Source organism: Nocardiopsis sp. NPDC055824 (assembly GCF_053616335.1).
This window is the reverse complement of record NZ_JBSHDN010000056.1, coordinates 15,288-33,991: the sequence shown is the minus strand read 5'-3', so window position 1 is coordinate 33,991 and position 18,704 is coordinate 15,288. Positions and strand designations below refer to the sequence as shown.

The window sequence follows — 18,704 nt, the reverse complement described above, 5'->3', positions numbered from 1 at the left end:
CTGCCCGTGCTCCCCACGGGCAGGGCGGCGCCGTCTCCCCTCAGGAACCGGCGGGCGCGCCCGCGCCGCGCAGGTGGGACATGCTGCCGTACAGGTCCTGGAGCCGCCGCACCTCCTCGGCGTCGACGAAGTGCGCGATGCCGCGGCCGTAGTCCTTGGCCGTCTCGACGGCGAACCGCACGGCGGTCTCCACGCTGCGCAGGTCGGTGGCCCCGGTGGCCGACCCGGCCACGGCGGTCTCGGTCACGATGGCCACGCCCACGACCGGCGCGGCGGTGGCCGTCGCCGGCTGCAGGATCGAGTTCACGTGGTAGACGCCGTTGCCGTACGGGGTGATGTCCTGCATGGTCAGCGGCATGACCACCGGGGCGCGGCCGGTGGTGCGGGAGACGATGTCCAGCAGGGTCTCCGGGACGCGGACGATCCACCCGTCGACCACGGCCGGGGTGATGGCGATGCCGTGGTGGTTGCACACCCGGTTGCCCTTGGTGGTGTCCACGGACAGGATCGCGTCCATGGCGGGCAGGACCTCGTGCCGGTTGCTGACGTCCTGGTCCACGACCGACCCCATGAACGGGACCGGGTCGTGGGGCTGGGTCGGGGCGTCGGGGTCGATGTGGGTGGCCACGACGACGTCGCCCGGGAGGGTGTCGCCCCGGCGGCGCATGTCCAGGAGCTTGGCGGCCGCGGCGACGGCGGTCAGGGCGCCGTCGCCGTCGCTGACGAAGCCGATCTGCTCCGGGCGCGCGCCCAGGCCGCCCAGGCGGCCGAGGATGCCCAGGGTGGGGGCCGAACCGCCCGACGACGCGCCGTCGGTGCCGGGGATCGTCACCCGGACGAAGTCGGTGGACCCCCCCTCGCCCGCGACGGTCTCGACGGCGACCTCGCCGTCGGCCGCCCCGTGGCGGCGCAGGTACTCCGCGACGGACGCCCCGTCCGCGGTCGGGGTGTCGAGCAGGTCGTGGGTCTCGATGACGTGGCTCCAGGACATGGGTGCCTCTCTCGGTCGGTGGCGGGCCGCCTGGCCCGGGCGGGCGGTACGACCGGTGCGGACACCGGTCGCGGCGGTCCTTCGGGACGGCGCCGGCCGCGCGTCCGGAGCGCGGCCGACGGGACTGTGCGGGGCGGGGTCAGCCGCCCGCGGCGCGCACGGCGGCCCTCGCCCCGGCGCGGACGGCGTCCACGACGGGGACACCGACCTCGTCGGCGAGCCGGGCGTACAGGCCGATGGTGGTCATGCCGGTGCACGCGAACATCAGGGTGTCCGCGCCCATGGCGACCAGGCGTTCGGCGGCCTCGACCGAGGCGGCGAACCCCGCCGCGGTGGCCAGGTCGCGGGTGCGCCGCACGCCCTCGGGCACGAGCGCGGCCACGCGCGCGGACCCGAGTACGGAGGTGACCGACTCCGGGGTGCGCGTGGTCAGGTCCAGGACGCCGATCCGTGAGCCCAGTTCCAGGGCCCTGCGGGCCGCGGACTCCCCGGCGCCGACCACGGGGACGCCGACCGCGGCGCGCGCCCGGGACAGCCCCGGGTCCGCGGCGCAGCTGACGAGCAGCGCGTCCACGCCGTCCTCGCGCTCCATGCGCACGGCCAGGTCGGCGACCTTGGCCGAGGCGAGCGCGAAGGTCGCGTCGTCGTGCACCCCGTCCGGCTGGTCGGGCAGGCACCGCGAGACGGTGCCCACGCCCAGCTCCTCCCGGATGACGCGGCCGTGGTCGTCCAGCCGCTCCCCGTCGTCGGTGGTGACCACCCGGATGACGCCGATCCTCATGCCGCCGCCTCCGCCCGCGCGTCGAGGGAGTCCAGGACCTCCGAGGCCAGGCGCACGCAGACCGACCGGGCCAGGACCACCGGCAGCCCCGAGGCGGCGGCCGCGCGGGCGCGCATCTCCTCCGTGTAGCCGATGCAGTCCAGCGCCAGGAGGTCGGCGCCCCCCTCGGCGAGGCGCCGCGCGGAGGCGGCGAGCTCCTCCGGGGTACCGGTGTAGGGGGAGCAGGCGTCGGTGAGGACCCGCGCCCCGGAGGGGAGGCGGCGGCCGAACTTCGTCTCGGTGTCCGCCCGCTGCTCGGGCAGGGGGCACACCACGCCCACGCACCCGGTGTCGCCGAGCAGGGCCGCGGCGCCGAAGGCGATCAGCCGGTCCGGGACGAAGAGCGGCTTGGCGTGCTCCAGCTCGGGGAAGGCGCCGGTACAGGCGAGCAGCACCGCGTCGACCCCGCGTTCCAGGTCCGCGAGGACGCCGGGCAGCCGCTCCATGACCAGGGACTCGCCCAGGACGACGGAGGAGCCGTCGGCCAGGCGGGTGGTCAGAGCGTGGTCGTCCGGCGCGACGGGCCGTGCCTCGATCTCGGCGCGGGTGAGGCCGTCGAGCACCCCGCGCTCGACGACGGCGGCCGTCGGGACCAGGGCGGTCAGCTCCGGCACCAGGTCCGGGCGCGGCGCCTGGCCGATGGTGAGGACTCCGAGACGTGTCATGGTTCCTCCAGGTTTCAGCGGCTGAAGATGGTGCCGACGGAGTGGACGGAGTCGCCCGCGATGAGGCCGGCGCCGACGAGGGCGATCTCCTGCTCGCCCTTCTCGCCGCGGCGGCGCTCCCACACGAGGCGGATCGCCAGCCCGGCCAGGACGAGCCATCCGGCGTTGGGCGTGGCCACGAGCAGGCCGGTGGCGAGCAGCACGCCCATCTGCCGGCGGGGCCCGCCCAGGAACTGCACGACGGCGCCGGGCACGGCCCACAGCGCGAGCTGGAGCAGGACGGACGGGTCGGTCAGGCCGGCCTCGATGGTGTCGGCGTAGACGATCGAGGTCGGCGGCACGGCCCCGTCCGCGAACAGGCCCTGCCACAGCAGCGCGACCATGCCGATCGCGACGGCGAACCCGATCATGGAGGAGAAGAGCTGCTGGCGGCGCCCGTCCAGCTCGTAGGCGGTGTAGGGGCGGCGGTCGCGGCGCAGGACCCAGCCCGCCTTGAAGTCGTAGCCCATGTCCGCGAAGGCGGGGCCGGTGGCCGCGCAGTAGCCGACGAGCAGGGCCAGCGGGACCCCCGGGATGCCCAGGGCCAGGCCCAGGATGAGGAAGATCAGGGTGACCGCGAAGGCGGGGAACCAGCCCGCGTGCATGGCGGCCAGGCCGACGATGAGCTCGTGGACCAGGGCGGCCACGGCGGCGAACAGGACGAACCCGACGATGCCCAGCCAGCTCATGTCCGACCAGATGCCGCCGGCGACCGCGAGCACGAGGGCGCCCAGGGCGAACAGGACGTAGCCCGAGCCCAGGGCCCGGCCCAGCGTGGCCCGGTCGACCGTGTAGGCCAGGGAGGGGTCGTCCTTGGCCGCCCGCTCGCGGGCCGCCTCGCGCTCGGCCTCCCGGCGGCCCTGCCGTCCGGCGAGGATGACGACGATCTGCACCAGGGCGACCACGCCCGCGCCGATCATCACCCCGTGCGGCACGTAGACCGCGTTGAGGTCGACCCCGATCACCGCGGGGGAGTACTGGGCGACGAGCAGGCCCACGGCGAACATCAGCAGCGCCCAGACGTTGCCGATCATCGCGATGCCCGCCGCCGACATCGGCATGCCCAGGAAGGACGCCCCGAGTCCCACGACGCCGCCGCCCACCAGGACGGCGGCCTGGCGCCCGCCCCTGTCCCCGGCCTTGATGGTCTCGGCTGCGGCGACCCCGGGGGGCCAGGCGGCGTCGGCCGGCAGGAACCGGGAGCCGAAGGCCTTGTACAGCACGAACACGTCGATGAGCAGGCCCAGGGACGCCCCCAGCAGCATCGGCCACACCAGGTCCGGCCGGCCGAAGAGGAACGGGATGGCGATCGGGGTGAGCAGCGAGTTCGCCGAGGCGAAGGTCGCGCCCGAGATCGACGACTGGATGAGGTTCTGCCGGTGCGTGTTGCGGAACGACCGCAGCCCCAGGAACCCGGCCCGGCCGATGAGCATGGCGACGACGGCGCCGATGACGCTCGTGTTGGGGGAGACGCCGAGCGTCGTGATCATGTGGATGCCGATGACCGCTCCGAGGAGGCTCACCAGGACGGTGACGATCACGACGACGGGCTCGAACGCCCGCGGATGGCGCGCGCCCTCCGAAGTCTGCGGTTCTGTGGACGAACCGTGTGCCGAGGGTTCCATGTGTGTCCTTCGGGGATGGCTCGCGTCCGGCGGGGACGGAGTGTCGCTGGTCAAAGGCCTGCGGGACGCGGATGCCGTGCCCCGGCCCGTCATGCACAGGCTGCCCCCCGTTCACCCGTCGGGGCAAAGGTTTCCCACTATGTGGGAGTTAAGATCACATTGCGATCCCTTGGAACAGGGGCCCCGGATCCGCGGCGCGCATAGGGTGAGCCCCATGTCCACCGGTCCCACGGAACGCACCGGCCCCCTCCAGACGGTCGACCGCGCGCTCGACGTCCTCCTCAGCTTCGACGAGTACCGGACGAGCTGGGGGGTCATGGAACTCGCCGAGGAGTTCGGCCTGGCCAGGTCGACCGCCCAGCGGCTCCTCGCCTCCCTCGCCGGCAAGGGGTTCCTGCGCGCCGACCCCGACACCCGCCGCTACGGCATGGGCCCCGCCATGTGGCGCATGGCCGGGCTGTGGGAGCGGTCCGGCGGTCTCTCCGCCCTGGCCGAGCCCCTGCTCGCCGAACTGGCCCGCGCCAGCGGGCGGACCTCCCTGTTCTGCGTCCCCGACGGGGCCCACGTGCGCTGCATCGCCGCCGTCAGCGGCTCCGAGGGGCCGCGCCGGTCGCACCCCTTCGTCGACGAGCTCTACCCCGCCCACGCGGGAGCCACCTCCCGCGCCTACTTCGCCTTCCTCGACCCGGCCGAGCGCAGGGCCCTGCTGGCGGGCCGCCCGTCCGCCCGCTTCTCCGACCTCACGCCGTTCGACGAGCGCGAGGTCGAGGAGCTCTTCGACACGGCCGTCGAGGAGGGGTATGCGATCTCCCAGGGCGAGTACGACGCCGCCTCCCGCGCGCTCGCCGTCCCCGTGTTCGGCGGCAAGCGCCCGGTCGGCTCCGTGTCCCTGGTCGAGAACAAGCACTCCGACCACGACGACGACCTGCTCGACCACCTGGCGCCGCTGCGCGCCTCCGCCGACGAGCTCACCGGGCTGCTCTCCAACCGGCGCCCGGCACCGCCCACCCGCAGGTGGAGACGGGGGCACGGCTCCCGCCCCTCCCCGCGCCCGACCACTCCCTGAAGGGGGACCATGCCCGAGCTGCTGCTCCTCTCCAACTCGACCAACCACGGCCGCGACTACCTCGACCACGCGTGGACGGACGTGGAGGCCTTCCTCGACGGCCGCGACGAGGTCGCGTTCGTGCCGTTCGCCGGGGGCGACCACGACGCCTACACCGCTTCGGTCGCCGAGGCCTTCGCCGCCCGCGGGGTCCGGGTCACCGGGGTCCCGGCCGACGCCGGGGCCGCGCGCGTCCTCGACGGCGCGCAGACGGTCTTCGTGGGCGGCGGCAACACGTTCCGCCTGGTGGCCACCCTCCAGCGCACCGGGATCATGGGGGAGCTGCGCGACCGCGTCCTGGCGGGCCTGCCCTACATGGGGGCGAGCGCGGGCACCAACATCACCGCCCCCACGCTGCGCACCACCAACGACATGCCCATCGTCGAGCCGGAGTCGTTCGCCGCGCTGGGGTTCGTGCCGTTCCAGATCAACCCGCACTACCTGGACGCCGACCCGCGGTCGACGCACAACGGCGAGACCCGCCTGACCCGGCTGACGGAGTTCCTGGAGGCCAACGACGTCGACGTGCTCGGCCTGCGGGAGGGCGTCCACCTGCGGGTGGAGGGCGCGGGGACGGACGTGGTCCGGGCGACTCTCGGCGGCGCCGCGGTGCAGCCGGACGCTCCGGGCCCGGCGATCGTCTTCCGCCGCGGCACGGAGCCCTTCGAGGTGTCGGGCGAGGTGACCGACCTGTTCGCCCGCACGCCCCGCTTCGACCACCCTGTCTGAGGCGGGCGGCGCGGGGGCTCCTCCGCCGCTTACCTGACACCGGGCGGGCCCCGACCGGCGGCGGAGGAGCTGTCGGCGGGCCGCCCGGCACGCACGCCCGGCGGCGGGCGCGGCCCGTGCCGTCAGGCCAGACCGGCCCTGCCGAACAGCGGGGCGTAGCCGGACGGCAGGTGGCTCAGGAGCTGGTTCAGCTCCCCGCCGGAGACGTTCTCGGCCACCGCCGTCAGGACCGCCCCCGCGTCGTGCCTCGCGGTGTCCTCCCGCGAGCCGGTCCGCTCCGCGACGCGGCGGCAGAACTCCTCGGTTCCGAAGGCGTGGGCCCCGGGCTGCCCGGCTTCCCGGAGTTCCGCCCCCAGCGGGTCCGGGAGCTGCGCGGCCAGCTTGTCGACGGACTCGTCCGGCAGGCGGGTCGCGAGCACGGCGAGCACCTCCTCCGTCACCTGCGCCGCCTCGCGGTTGTCCTGGTACTCCCCGAGCTCGCGTACCTCGGCCACAAACTCGTCGTAGCGCATGGTCCACCTCGCCTCACATCGGAGTCGGAACTGTTCTCCCTGTACGGGCCCCTGCCCGGGCGGGCGGGGGCCGAACCGCCTTCGCTCCGCGCGCTCGCTCCGCACCGGGTACGGGCCGGCCGGGGGCGGGACCGGGCCCCGAACCGCGGCGTTGCGCGCCCGGTCTTCCGCTGTTCCGGGTGATGCTTGTCCTGCGGCAAGCGGACAGGCGGGAGCCGCCGGGCGCGCAGACCACCTGGAGGAGACGGTGAGCACCACGCCGACGGACGGCATCGCCGTCCACTACCGTTTGACGCCCGCCGAGGCCGACGAGATCGGGTCGGCCCTGCGGGAGGCCGAGCCCTGCGGGCTTTCGCCCACGGACCCGGCGTTCTACGAGCGGAACTGGGCGCTCCACGACTCCCTGCCCCGCAGGCTCCGCCTGTTCCTGGAGCGGTTCCGACGCACGGAGGAGGCCGCGGCCTGCTGCGTCCACGGGTTCCCCGTGGACGACGGGACCGTCGGCCCGACGCCCCGGCACTGGAGCAGTGCGGACGCGGGCCCGACCCGCCCGCAGGAGCTCTTTCTGGCCGTGTGCGCCCTGGCCCTGGGGGACCCCTTCACCTGGGCCGCGCTCCAGGAGGGCAGGATGGTCCAGGACATCTTCCCGGTTCGGGGGGACGAGCTGCGCCAGAGCGGCCACGGCAGCGAGGCCCTCCTGGAGTTCCACACCGAGGACGGGTTCCACCCCGGCCGCGCCGACTACCTGCTGCTGTTCGGGATCCGCAACCGGGACGACGTCCCGACGGTCCTGTCCTCGGTGCGGGACGTGAAGCTGGACGCCGCGACCGCCCGTGTGCTCTCCGAGCCGCGTTTCCTGATCATGCCCGACGACGAGCACGTACGGCAGCTGCGCACGCACCACCCCGACGACCCCGCGCTGGAGCGCGTGCTCGAAATGCGGGACCGGCCCCAGCCCGTCCCCGTGCTGTTCGGCGCGGACGCGGCGCCGTACCTGCGCATCGACCGGCCATTCATGCGCTGCGTCGGCGACGACCCCGTCGCCGAGCGGGCGCTCGACGACCTCATGGAGGAGCTGGAGCGCGTGCAGCACTCCGTCGTCGTCGGCCCCGGGACGCTGATGGTGGTGGACAACTACCTGGCCGTCCACGGCCGCAAGCCGTTCCGCAGCCGCTACGACGGCACCGACCGCTGGCTGAAGCGGATGATCGTGAGCCGCGACATCCGCAGGTCGGCCGCGCACAGGATGCCGCAGAGCCGCAGGGTCCTGGCTTGACCGGCCGGGCCGCACCCCCGTCAGCGGGGTCGAGGGGCCGCCGCGTACGCGGCGAGACCGTCGGCCATGCCCTGCACGAAACGGGTCATGTACCACCGCCAGAAGGGGCCGGAGAACCGCAGTCTCGGCTCGAAGACCGCCGACCACGTGACGGCGGTGCCGCCCGTGCCCTCGGGCCGGAGCTCCACGGTGCCCCGGTAGGAGCGGAACGGGCCGTCCAGGGCCTCGTAGACGAAGCGGCGGTCGGTCTCCAGCTCGACGATGCGTTCCCGGACCACGGTGCTCCCGGTGCGGAAGACCCGGGTGTCACCGACCCGTTGCAGCTCCCCGGAACCGCCCCCCTCGACCTCGGCCGCGTCGATCGGCGACCACGACGGCCATGAGGCCGTGCGCAGGAGTGCGGAGAAGACGGCGCCGGGGCCCGCCTGCGAATGCGATGTCACGCTGTAGGTGGAGGTCACGGGTTCACGCCAGGACGCGGCGCCCGCTCCGGGCCATGCCCGGGATTGCCGTCCACCGGTCCGATCTTGCCGCGCGCCGAGGAAGGCACGCACCCCCGCCCGGAACGAACGGCCCCGTGTCGTCGCCGTGGGATACAACGGACGGATCCGCGTTCCACGACTGTCGTGAGGTACCCCCCGATGCGCCGTCCCGCACTGCCACTGCCCCCGGCCGACGACGCAGTGCGCGTGCACGGCATGCTGCTGATCCGCACCGACCACGGCGATGACGACGCCTGGGACGACGTGCTCGCCCGCATGGGCGACCTGCCGGGGCCGGTCGGTCCCCGCTCCGGCCACGGAACCCGGGCCGCGCCGGAGCAGGAGCCGATCCCCAAGCGCCTGGCCGTGGTGGACGACCCCGAGGAGGTCGGCAGAGCCCTGGGGCGGGACGAACCGGGGGTCCCCGAGCAGATGACCGCGGGGGTCGTGCCGGTCGCTGATGGGGAGACCATGCGCGAATCCCGGGCGCCCCGTCCTGGTGGTGCCCGTGGAGGACCGCGTCGGATGGGCCTTCCGGCTCGACCCCGACCTGGCCGGGACCATGGTGGTCGACCTGGTGATAGCCAACCAGGACATCGAGGACTACATGGGCCCCGACATCAGGGCGCACTTCCACGGCACGGCGTGACCCGTCGAACGGCAGGGGCGTAGTTGTGAGAGGAGAAACGCGGTTCCTCGAACTCTTCCGTTTCGCGGACCGGGTGCAGGGCGTCGCCGTCGAGGTCGAGCTCTCGGCACCTCGGAAAGCGGGGCAGGAGTGCTTCTTCGGCGCCCGCCTCGTGCTGGAGAGCGGCTTCGTCAACGGTCGACTCGGACTCACGTTGTCGTCCGGGGACCTGGACGACTGGGAGCGCTGCCTGGACGACCTTCACGCGGAGAACCGGGCCCTATGGCCCAGGGGCGACCGTACCGCCTGGCTGGAGGTGGTCCCCGAGGACCTGGTGGAGGTGATCGTGCACGACATGCCCTCGACGCAGATCGCGGTGTGCGTGCCGATCGACGTCGCCGAGGACTGGCTGGAGGAAAACCGGGCGCGGCTGGACCGGATCCGCGAGGCCCTCGGGTCGTGAGGCGTCGCCGCTCTCCTGGAGAGCGGCGACGCGTGCCAGGACCATTGCCCACCGCCTGAGTCCGGGTTCCGGTGCTGGTCCATAATTGCAATGCGGCGCCCACGGATCGCAGCGTCCCCTGGCGGAGGGGAGCAGGAAAGAGCCGATTATTCTTGCGGCGGGAGTTTCGTCAGGGTGAAGTCAATGAGGTTCCATGGATATCTTGCCGGGCTTCATGATGAATGGAGATTCCTGTGCAAGAGGCCTTTGGTCCGGGTTGAGAATGGGTGGGGAGTTTATTGGTGCGAGAGGTGTGGGCAAAATTCCGTCCGGAAACGTTCTTTGAGTTCGGTTTTCCTTATCCAGGGGAGATCTCGTACGGATGGCGTTCGGGGATCATGAGTACCCAAAGTCTCATGCAGGTCATCGACGAACTGGGTCGGAGGGATCTTTCCCTGCGGCCCGAAGAGCTGGAGATCTCCCTCCTCCTTCGCCTTGATGGTTGTTTTGGCTCTTTCCAGGGTGTTGGAAGAGGACTTGGGAGTGATTTACTAGTGAGCGACGAACTAGCGGATTTCGCCTCCCGGTTGAACCCGGAAACGCTTTCCTCCTTGCGGCAGGCTGGCTGGTACCACGGGCGACAACTCGACGTGTCCTCGGATATCCAGTCTTTGGAGGCACAGGGGTACACCCCGAGCCCATTGGCAACATTCTTCCTCAAATCCTTCCGAGGTCTGAAGATCGGACCGGCCCGTGAGGACGGCCCCAACTTCATCAACGGCGAACCGTTCTTCGTCGATGCCGTGGGGGCTGGCGGCAGGCATCAGGACGAATCCTCGGCGATCGGATCGGTACTCGGCGGCTCATGGTTTCCCGTCGGCTGGTGGCTCAGCTACTCGCATGTCTTCATGCGGCCGGACGGGGCTGTGGCCGCTTACGCGAACGGCCTGATCTGGAGTATCGGAAGCACACCCTACGAGGGCTTGGACCTTATGGTGAGCGCGGAACGCCCGTTGATCTGTGTTCATGCGCCCGAGGGGATGAAGCCGTGGCCCAAGTAGGGCTCAGGTGCCATACGGGAAGTGTGGATGATCAGTCAGAACAAAGCCCGAGGAGTAGTTCTCAGAAGGCAGTTCCCAGAACGTTCATCTGATTCCACGGGGTATAGTCTGGGAGCGTGAATTCGAAAGCCCCAACGGCAATGGCGCCGGTGGGGCTTTTGGGTGCCTTGACGGCAACGCCAACGGCGCCTGGCCCAACTCGCGCGGGTTCGTCGGCGGGTTCGTCGACGACCAGGCGGGACTGACACGTCTGGGCGCCCGCTCCTACGACTCGGGGCTGGGGTCGTTCATCTCACCGGGCCCGGTCGTGGACACGGCCGACCCCCAGCAGATGCACGGGTACGCCTACGCCAACAACAACCCGGTCACCTACACCGACCCCGACGGCCTGAAAGTCCGCAAGTTCCTGTCCGGCTTGAAGAGCCGCTTCAGTTCGATGAAGAACAAGGTCAGTAACGGTGCGCGCCGGACGTGGAATTCCAAGCCCTTCCGCAACATCAGGTCCAACATCCGCCAGCGGGCTACCAACTTCTCCAACAAGACCTATAACACTGTCCGGAGTATCTACCGGCGAGTTCCCCACCGCGATAAGATTTTCAACTTCACGGCTGGTGCGCACAGGACACTCAATACGTTCTCCCCGGCAACCATGGTGACCGAATGGGATTTCACGAAGATCGGTCTTCCTTCGCAGCAGGAGATCTATGCCCAACTAGGAGCGGATTCGAGCTCTGGCGCCTACAGGCTCGGCGAGGCTGTTCCTGAACTGTTGGTGCCAGGTGGATGGGCGGCCCGCGGAGCCCGGGGAGCGGCGAACCTGTTTGGCAGCCTTCGCGAGGACCGCAAGGACGACGCTCTTTCGTGTGCATTGGGCAACAGCTTCGTCAGGGGCACACGGGTCCTGATGGCCGACGGCTCCTACAAGCCGATCGAGGACGTCAAGATCGGTGATCAGGTGTGGGCCTCGGACCCCGAAACGGGGGAGGAGGGGCCGCGTACGGTTCTGGCCACCATCGTCGGTGAGGGTGTCAAGACCCTGGTCGAGATCACGGTCGAAACCGCGACGCAGATCGACGCCGGCACCCTGGGGCAAGGAGATTTGCCCGACGGTCCGTCGCGCCCGGGGCCGACGGTGCTGGGCGATGCGATCATTGCGACCGACGGTCACCCCTTCTGGGTCCCCCTGCTGGGCGAGTGGTTCGACGCCGTCGACCTGGTTCCTGGGATGTGGTTCCTGTCCTCCGAGGGAACTCTGGTTCAGGTCGCCGGTACTCGGGTCTGGACCGAACCGGAACGGGTCTACAACCTTACCGTCCAGGACCTGCACACGTACTATGTGCTGGCGGGTGCTGCCCCAGTCCTGGTTCACAATTGCAACGATGGCGGTTTCAAGTCCCCAGTTACAGCGGATGAGATAACAGAAATAAATCAGCGTTTTGGGGGAAGAACTGTTCTCAATGGATCCCCGCAAGGGTTGTTGTCAAACATGGATCGGTATGATGGTTTTTTCAACAAATCCGCCGTTGTGATTCGAGACATTGCCGGAGGGCATATGTTTGATAATGGCAACAAGCGTACTGCTCATGCTGTAGTCACAAATCTGATGGATAGAAATAACATCATGAGTGGCCCCACGAGTCAGGATCTTTGGGGGGTTATTTCGACGGTAAGTAACTCAAGGAGGCCTGGGCATACCAGAGACATCAGTGGTATTGCAGCCTTGCTGAGAGGGTACTAATGGAATCTCATGGGATTTTGGCGCTTCAGGAATTGATGGAAGTTCTTGGTGGGCTTGGGGTTACTGTTATTTTTAAGTCGGATCATGAGAGATTGGCTCTCGGGGAAGAGCCTTGGACTCTAGTGTTTTCTGGTCCTGGGCTGGGTGAGGATTCCTTTATTCGTGTCGATGGGGCAAGTTTGCGAGAGTGTATGGAATTCGCCCTTGGGGAATTGGGTCAAATTGAAGGAATTGGAAGCCTTCCGTCTCATTTAAATTCTGAAAATATTTTTGGCAAGGAAATTTGATTAATATTCGAAGCGCTGATGGTCTTTTTCTTTCACGTGAATTATTGGACTGTGGTCAAAATGGAAGGCGAGGTGATATCGAAATGGGTTATGGACTGCGGTGTCCTCAGTGATTTCATTGCATTTTTTATCTGCGCAGAGGATGGAGTGAGATGTCCGTGGCGTCGGCAGGGTGGTGAGGTACGCAGTGAGGTGATCCCAGCGACTTTGAAGTGGGACGAAAACGGCAAACCGAACCAGAGGGGAGGAATACCCGTTCCGCAGACATAGACGTGGAGCCCCAGGTAGAAGGCGAGGTGTCGAAACTTGCCGGGCTACCGTGAAAGGCTCCACGTGGTCACCTATAGTGCCATCCTCGACGTCCCCAGGGAAACCATCCTCTTCCTGGCCCGCCTCCTGGCCGCCGAACGCAAACTGCGCGGCACCCGCAACCGAACCCGTGCCCTGACCTGCTTCCACCAGGCAGTCATGGCCCTGTGCCACTTCCGCGACGGCACCGACCCCGCCACCCTGGCCCGCGACCACCACATCGGACGGTCCACCGCCTACCGCTACATCGACGAAGCCACCCAGGTCCTGGCCGACCAGGCCCCCGACCTGGACCACGCACTGAACAACGCCCACGAGGCGGGCGTGTCCCACCTGGTACTCGACGGCACGGTGATCGGCACCGACCGATGTTTGGAGAAGACGACCAGCGTCAAAGGAAAGAGCATCGACCTGTGGTACTCGGGAAAGGCCCGCCGCCACGGAGGCAACGTCCAAGGCGTCATGGAACCGGACGGGTTCCCCGTCTTCGTCAGCGACGTCGAGCCCGGATCAGTGAATGACCTGCCCGCGGCCCGTGCCCACGTGCTCGGCGCCCTCTACGCTGCGGCGGCCCGGGGCCTGCCGACGCTGGCCGATCTGGGATATCAGGGTGCCGGCATCGGCATCGTCACCCCCGTCAAGCAGCCGGGAGAGGGGCCGCCGCTGGCTTTGGACAACCGCGCCCTCAACAAGCTCCAACGGGGTGTGCGCTGTTTGGGCGAGCGCGGGTTCGCGCTGATCACCCAGCGGTGGCGGCTGCTGCAGCACATCACCGCCAGCCCCGGCAAGATCGGGGATATCGCCAGGGCCGCTCTCGTTCTCACGCACTTCGAGCATGGGCGCCTGGCATAAAACTCGCTGGGATCACCTCAGTGCAGCTGCCCCTTAGTGAAACGCGGTATCGGTTGAGTCAGGTAAAGACGGTGGCCGCAGTCTTGCTGGCCTTCGCTTGCTAGGTGCCGTTGTCAACAGGACTGAAGCCCGATTTACCGCTCGACGCTTCGACTACCTGTACCTGCGGCCCTGGTTGCGGCCGATGAGGAACCACAGGAGGGCGCCGATGAAGGGGGCGATGCACACGAAGATGAGCCAGACGATCTTCATGGCCCCGTCCACCCGCGATCCGAGGATGCTGAACACCGCGGCGACGATGAACACGACCACGGCCAGGCCCACCAGCAGGGCCATGATGAGGATGAAGGCCGTGATGCCGGTTTCCATGGTGGTCGCGTCGGCCAGTGCCAGCAGCGTCATGTCGTGCCCTTTCGGGGGTGGAGGTTCGAGTCGGTCCGTCCCTCCGGGACCGGTCGGCCCCGGGGAACGTTCTCCACGCTAGGTGCGGGGTCGCCTTCCCCACATCCACCTGCGGGCCCTACCGCTGCGGCGACCAAAGCGGTACCGGCACGGGCGCCCAGGGTGCTTTGGTCGGTGCGCGCACCGACTTTCGTCGGTGGCCGTGCCCCGGGCGGGGCCGGCCCCGCCCGTACCTCCCGGGGTCGGACTCGCCCCTTCCCCTCGTGGAGTCGCCGGCCTGACCTTAGAATCGGGTGATCCCGTCGGATGTCCGAGCGTGAGGGGTCCTGTCCATGGCCGCGTCGACCGATCTGACCGCGTCGTCCGAGTGGTGGCGGGGCCTGAACGAGGCCATGTCCGCCCGGCGCCCGCTGCCCAGGGTGCAGCCGCTGGTCAAGGAGCACCTGCGCTGGTACCCCAAGGCGGACGTCGCGCTGCTCAGCCGCGCCTACGCCGTCGCCGACCACCTGCACCGCGAGCAGAAGCGCAAGAGCGGCGAACCGTTCATCATCCACCCGCTCGCTGTCGCCACGATCCTCGCCGAGATGGGGCTGGACACCGCCACCCTGGTCGCCGCGCTCCTGCACGACACCGTGGAGGACACCCCCTTCAGCCTCGCCCACCTGGCCGCAGAGTTCGGGGCCGAGGTCGGGATCATGGTGGACGGGGTCACCAAGGTCGACCGGTCCATGTACGGCAGCGCGGCGGCGGGCGAGACGTTCCGCAAGATGGTCGTCGCGGCCAAGGACGACCTTCGAGTGCTCCTCATCAAGCTCGCGGACCGGGTCCACAACCTGCGCACCCTCCAGTTCCAGCCGCCCCACAAGCGCGCCAAGATCGCCCGGGGCACCCGGGAGCTGCTGATCCCGCTGGCGGAGCGGCTGGGGGTGTACCAGCTCAAACGGGAGCTGGAGGACCTGTGTTTCGAGTACCTGGAGACGGAGGACTTCGAGCGCGTGCGGGAGCGCACCGAACAGGTGCGCCGCTCCCACGAGCACGAGATCGACTCCCTGCGGGTGAGCCTGCGCGACGTGCTGCACGCGTTCCGGGTCAAGGCGGAGGTCGTGGTGCGCGAGCGGCACCTGTACTCCGTGTTCACCTCCGGCCTGCGCGCGGGCTCGGAGGTCGGCCCGGTGGCCACGGTCCGGTACGTGGTCGTGGTGCGCGGCGGGGAGCAGAACGCCTACCTGGCCCTGGGGGCGGTCCACGGCAGATGGCGCCCGGTGCCGAGAAGGTTCCGTGACTTCATCGCGATCCCCAAGTACAACCTGTACAAGGCCCTGCACACCACCGTCGTCACCGAGTCGGGCCGCCAGGTCCAGATCATCATCTGCGACCCCCACGCCCGCGAGGTGTCGGAGTACGGGATCATCGCGCAGATCCGCCAGGAGACCTCGAAGGACGGCCGCCTCCTCCAGGAGGGGCGGACCAGGGCCGACCCCGAGTGGCTGACGCGGCTGCTCGGCTGGCAGGAGCAGGCCAGCGCCGAGGACCTCCTCACGGGGGCGCGCACCGACCTGGCCGACACGATCACGGTGCTGACCGGCGAGGGCAGGGTCCTCACCCTCCCGGAGGGGGCGACCCCCGTGGACGTGGCCTACGCCTTGGGGGAGGAGACCGGCAACCACTTCTCCGCGGCCACGATCGACGGCCGCCTGGCCGGGCCTGCCGCGAGGGTCCGCGAGGGCGACACGGTGCGGATCGTCACCACCGACGAGCCCGCCCCGGACCGGGGATGGCTGGACTCGGTCAGGACGGGCGAGGCGCGGGTGGGCATCACCGCCTGGCACCGTGTCCGCGCCCGCGAGCGCGCCTCCGAGGACGGGAGGTGGCGGCTCGCCGAACTGCTGGGGCAGGACCGGCTGGTCGAGGCTGAGGCCGCCGGAAAGCTGATCGGGGTGGCCCGGCGCATGGGCCATCCCGACATGGAGGACCTGTACGTGGCCCTGGGGGAGGGGCGCCGCGCCCCCGAGGACGTCTCCGACAAGCTGTCCTGAGGGGGATGCGGCCCGGCTCCGGGCACGGCGGACCGCCCGGCGGGGAGGCCGGCGTCCGCTCGTCCCCCTGACCGGCGCTGAACCGTCGCAGGGAGCCCGTCCCGGCCCCGCGGACGTGCGACACGCCGGACTCCCGCGTCCCCCGTGACGCGCCCGCGCGTCGGAGGATGTACCCATGGAGAGCAAGCAGGACGAAGGTCAGGGCAGGGGGTACGAGGATGGTGACGATCCCATCCAGGTGTGCCTGGTCGGCGGGCCGCGTGCCTGGTCCGGCCTGGTGATGGAGGACGTCTTCACCCGCGACGAGATTCTCGGCGTGCCGTGGGAGGACCTGGGCGCGGACCTGGTGGTTCCGGGCGACGTGCGCCCCGATCCGCCGGTGGCCCGGTACCGGCCGCTGGACGGGACCGCGCGGTGGGTCTGGCACTTCACGGGGTGGGAGCCGCCCGAGGCGGAACCGGTGGCCGAGGCCCTGCCCGCCCGGCGCGTTCCGGAGAACGCCCCGCAGTGAGGCGTTCCGCCGTTCCGCGCACGCACCGTTGACGCGCCCGTCCGGAGCCTTCCGGGCGGGCGCGCCGCTGTCGCGGGCCGCGCTGCCCCGCCCGGCGCCGCGGTTCAGGTCCCGGCGGCGCGGAGCCGGAGGAGCTTGGCCAGGCCCCAGGCGACCAGCCCCGTGACCGCTCCGACGACCACCCCGGTCACCAGGCTGCCGACCACCGCGAAGCCGCGGATGACGACCGCGTGCGCCAGGGGCGGCAGGTCGGCGAGGTTGCCGCCGAGGGCCGGCGGGTCGCCCTCCCAGGCGACGTTCCACAGCAGCTGGTGTCCGAGCGCGAGGAACACGCCGTAGAACGCGCCCACGACGAGCAGGGTCAGGAACGGGTTCGGCACCCGGGCCAGCACGGCCGCGGCGATCCACACGACCAGCGGGACGAACACGAACAACGCGTTGACGAACGTCCCCTCCTGGATGAGGCCGAGGTCGTGCAGCACCACACGCGGCGCCGCGAGCAGGGCGAGCCCGATCAGGGCGATGAGGGGCAGGCCGAGGGTGGAGCGCTTCTGTTCGGTCATGCCACCGACGTTAGGGAAGACGCTCCCCCCGGGGCATCCGCGCCAGGTCTCGCCCGTGTACGTCGAGAAGCGGCCTCGGAGCCGCCCTCGCGGCCCCGGCGCGACGGCCCGGACCGCCTCTCCCCGCCGCGTCCGGAGCTCGGTGGCTCCCCCTCGGGCGGGACCGGACGCACGGTGCGGGCGCGGCGCCCGGCCGTCACCGGCCCAGGGCGATGGCCTGTGCCTCGACCTCGGCGGGCTCGGGGCCGTCGTCGACCCTGCGCAGCACCCGGCCTCCGAGGAGGACGATCAGCGCGGCCACGACGACCGAGCCCGCCGCCGCGTACATCGGGGCGCCCGGGGACAGGGCCGCGGCCAGTGCCGAGGCCGCGGGGGGCGCGGCCGCCCCGCCGAGGAAGCGGATCGCCGAGTAGGACGACGACGCCACCGGCCGGGGCAGGTCGCTGGCCTCCATCACCGACTCCGTCAGCACCGTGTTGAGCACGCCCAGCAGCAGCCCGCCGAGCACGACGCAGGTGATCAGGCCGGTCGTGGAGGAGATGAGGGCGCCCGCGGCGACCAGGTCGGCTGCCAGCAGGAGCAGGGTGGCCCACAGGACGCCCGTGCGGCGCCACCGCCGGGTCAGGACGGGCGCGACGAACACGGAGGTGACGGCGACGGCCAGTCCCCAGCCGAAGAAGGTGAGCCCGAGCCCCATCTCGTCCAGGCCCAGCGGGAAGGGCGTGTATGCCAGCAGCGCGAAGAAGCCGATGTTGTAGAACAGCGCGGTGAACGCCAGCACCAGGATGGCGGGCTCGCGCAGCGCCGTGAACGGCGCGGACAGCGGGACCGGCGCCGTCCTGGCGATGGTGTCGCTCCGCAGCAGGGTGGCGATCGTGACGAACCCGACCGCCATGAGCACGGCGGTGCCGAAGAACGGCCCGCGCCAGCTGACGCTGCCGAGCAGTCCGCCCATGAGCGGTCCGGTGGCGATGCCCAGTCCCAGGGACGCCTCGTAGAGGACGATCGCGGAGGAGGATCCGCCGCTGGCCGCGCCGACGATGGTGGCCAGGGCGGTGGAGATGAAGAAGGCGTTCCCGAGCCCCCAGCCGGCGCGGAAGCCGATCACGGACTCGACGTCGCCCGCGGCCCCCGCGGCGGCCGCGAAGACCACGATCAGGGCCAGTCCGAGCAGGAGGGTGCGCTTGGCCCCGATCCGGCTCGACACCCAGCTGGTCACGAGCATGGCCAGGCCGGTGACGAGCAGGTAGCTCGTGAACAGCAGCGAGGTCTGGGTCTGGGTGGCCTCCAGGCTGCGGGAGATCGCGGGAAGGATCGGGTCGACCAGCCCGATGCCCATGAACGCGATCACGGAGGCGAACGCCACCGCCCACACCGCGCGCGGCTGCCGGAGGATCGAGCCCTCCGTCCGGGGTGGTGCGTCACCCGCCCCGTGCGGGGTGGTGCGCTGGTTGTCTGTCTCCGCCACCATGTTTCGGAACTCCTGTCGGTCGTCGGTGGGGAGGACGGCGGCCGGTGCGGTCGGGGTCCTCGCGAGGATTCATATAGGTAACCTATGTTAATCCTCGGAGATTCCCGCCCGTGCCGGGAGGGTTCGGAGGAGGGCTTGGGAGAGGGGCGCGGACCAGGGG

The 18,704-nt window shown here is 70.3% G+C and carries 20 protein-coding genes; 11 read left to right on the top strand and 9 right to left on the bottom strand.

Annotated features, from left to right (window positions below; translation table 11 throughout):
• Positions 1-40 precede the first annotated feature (40 nt).
• The 4 genes from ACWGL3_RS14195 to ACWGL3_RS14180 all read right to left on the bottom strand — a co-directional run bounded on the left by ACWGL3_RS14195 (position 41) and on the right by ACWGL3_RS14180 (position 4,140).
• Entirely contained in the window at positions 41-991 is a 951-nt protein-coding gene (locus ACWGL3_RS14195) for a DUF1177 domain-containing protein (protein ID WP_267949501.1), read from the bottom strand.
• 139 nt (positions 992-1,130) lie between these two features.
• Entirely contained in the window at positions 1,131-1,772 is a 642-nt protein-coding gene (locus tag ACWGL3_RS14190; protein ID WP_267949502.1) for an aspartate/glutamate racemase family protein, read from the bottom strand.
• Positions 1,769-2,476: an AroM family protein gene (locus ACWGL3_RS14185; RefSeq protein WP_452461368.1), complete on the bottom strand. Its 708-nt coding sequence runs from the start codon at positions 2,474-2,476 to the stop codon at positions 1,769-1,771. Before ACWGL3_RS14185 ends, ACWGL3_RS14190 begins: the two co-directional genes overlap by 4 nt.
• A 14-nt stretch (positions 2,477-2,490) precedes the next feature.
• Positions 2,491-4,140: an OPT/YSL family transporter gene (locus tag ACWGL3_RS14180; protein WP_267949504.1), complete on the bottom strand. Its 1,650-nt coding sequence runs from the start codon at positions 4,138-4,140 to the stop codon at positions 2,491-2,493.
• 214 nt (positions 4,141-4,354) lie between these two features.
• Between ACWGL3_RS14180 and ACWGL3_RS14175 the strand changes: the two genes are divergently transcribed.
• Both ACWGL3_RS14175 and pepE read left to right on the top strand, forming a co-directional pair.
• Complete coding sequence (locus tag ACWGL3_RS14175; protein ID WP_267949505.1) at positions 4,355-5,206, top strand: IclR family transcriptional regulator; 852 nt, start codon at positions 4,355-4,357, stop codon at positions 5,204-5,206.
• Between the two features lie 9 nt (positions 5,207-5,215).
• Complete coding sequence (gene pepE, locus ACWGL3_RS14170; RefSeq protein ID WP_267949506.1) at positions 5,216-5,974, top strand: dipeptidase PepE; 759 nt, start codon at positions 5,216-5,218, stop codon at positions 5,972-5,974.
• 122 nt (positions 5,975-6,096) lie between these two features.
• Here the strand turns inward: pepE and ACWGL3_RS14165 are convergent, their stop codons facing one another.
• Positions 6,097-6,486 carry a DUF2267 domain-containing protein gene (locus ACWGL3_RS14165; RefSeq protein WP_267949507.1) on the bottom strand — a complete coding sequence of 130 codons (390 nt, stop codon included), beginning with the start codon at positions 6,484-6,486 and terminating at the stop codon, positions 6,097-6,099.
• 247 nt (positions 6,487-6,733) lie between these two features.
• On the opposite strand from ACWGL3_RS14165, the gene gntD reads away from it, so the two are divergent.
• Positions 6,734-7,762, top strand: a complete 1,029-nt coding sequence (gntD, locus tag ACWGL3_RS14160; protein ID WP_452461367.1) for a guanitoxin biosynthesis L-enduracididine beta-hydroxylase GntD — start codon at positions 6,734-6,736, stop codon at positions 7,760-7,762.
• A 20-nt stretch (positions 7,763-7,782) separates the two neighbouring features.
• Here the strand turns inward: gntD and ACWGL3_RS14155 are convergent, their stop codons facing one another.
• On the bottom strand, positions 7,783-8,205 hold the full coding sequence (locus ACWGL3_RS14155; protein ID WP_452461366.1) for an SRPBCC family protein: 423 nt from the start codon (positions 8,203-8,205) through the stop codon (positions 7,783-7,785).
• Between the two features lie 499 nt (positions 8,206-8,704).
• Between ACWGL3_RS14155 and ACWGL3_RS14150 the strand changes: the two genes are divergently transcribed.
• The 6 genes from ACWGL3_RS14150 to ACWGL3_RS14125 all read left to right on the top strand — a co-directional run bounded on the left by ACWGL3_RS14150 (position 8,705) and on the right by ACWGL3_RS14125 (position 13,561).
• Positions 8,705-8,893 (top strand): hypothetical protein, encoded by a 189-nt coding sequence (locus ACWGL3_RS14150; RefSeq protein ID WP_452461365.1) that lies wholly within the window; start codon positions 8,705-8,707, stop codon positions 8,891-8,893.
• A gap of 25 nt (positions 8,894-8,918) precedes the next feature.
• A complete protein-coding gene (locus ACWGL3_RS14145) occupies positions 8,919-9,335 on the top strand; it encodes a DUF5959 family protein (RefSeq protein WP_452461364.1) in 417 nt (138 codons plus the stop codon).
• Between the two features lie 395 nt (positions 9,336-9,730).
• On the top strand, positions 9,731-10,375 hold the full coding sequence (locus tag ACWGL3_RS14140; RefSeq protein WP_452461363.1) for an SUKH-3 domain-containing protein: 645 nt from the start codon (positions 9,731-9,733) through the stop codon (positions 10,373-10,375).
• Positions 10,376-10,463: 88 nt separating this feature from the next.
• Positions 10,464-12,113 (top strand): polymorphic toxin-type HINT domain-containing protein, encoded by a 1,650-nt coding sequence (locus ACWGL3_RS14135; protein WP_452461369.1) that lies wholly within the window; start codon positions 10,464-10,466, stop codon positions 12,111-12,113.
• A 17-nt stretch (positions 12,114-12,130) separates the two neighbouring features.
• Positions 12,131-12,400: a hypothetical protein gene (locus ACWGL3_RS14130; protein WP_352984547.1), complete on the top strand. Its 270-nt coding sequence runs from the start codon at positions 12,131-12,133 to the stop codon at positions 12,398-12,400.
• A gap of 333 nt (positions 12,401-12,733) precedes the next feature.
• Positions 12,734-13,561 carry a transposase family protein gene (locus tag ACWGL3_RS14125; RefSeq protein WP_452461362.1) on the top strand — a complete coding sequence of 276 codons (828 nt, stop codon included), beginning with the start codon at positions 12,734-12,736 and terminating at the stop codon, positions 13,559-13,561.
• A gap of 153 nt (positions 13,562-13,714) precedes the next feature.
• Here ACWGL3_RS14125 and ACWGL3_RS14120 read toward each other — a convergent pair whose 3' ends face one another.
• Positions 13,715-13,963 carry a PLDc N-terminal domain-containing protein gene (locus ACWGL3_RS14120; RefSeq protein ID WP_267949516.1) on the bottom strand — a complete coding sequence of 83 codons (249 nt, stop codon included), beginning with the start codon at positions 13,961-13,963 and terminating at the stop codon, positions 13,715-13,717.
• 332 nt (positions 13,964-14,295) lie between these two features.
• On the opposite strand from ACWGL3_RS14120, the gene ACWGL3_RS14115 reads away from it, so the two are divergent.
• Complete coding sequence (locus ACWGL3_RS14115) at positions 14,296-15,999, top strand: RelA/SpoT family protein (protein ID WP_267949517.1); 1,704 nt, start codon at positions 14,296-14,298, stop codon at positions 15,997-15,999.
• A gap of 175 nt (positions 16,000-16,174) precedes the next feature.
• On the top strand, positions 16,175-16,510 hold the full coding sequence (locus ACWGL3_RS14110) for a hypothetical protein (RefSeq protein WP_267949518.1): 336 nt from the start codon (positions 16,175-16,177) through the stop codon (positions 16,508-16,510).
• A 104-nt stretch (positions 16,511-16,614) separates the two neighbouring features.
• Here the strand turns inward: ACWGL3_RS14110 and ACWGL3_RS14105 are convergent, their stop codons facing one another.
• Both ACWGL3_RS14105 and ACWGL3_RS14100 read right to left on the bottom strand, forming a co-directional pair.
• Entirely contained in the window at positions 16,615-17,073 is a 459-nt protein-coding gene (locus ACWGL3_RS14105) for a hypothetical protein (protein ID WP_344178552.1), read from the bottom strand.
• Positions 17,074-17,269: 196 nt separating this feature from the next.
• Positions 17,270-18,544, bottom strand: coding sequence for an MFS transporter (locus tag ACWGL3_RS14100; protein WP_452461361.1), 1,275 nt, complete (start codon positions 18,542-18,544; stop codon positions 17,270-17,272).
• Positions 18,545-18,704: the final 160 nt, after the last annotated feature.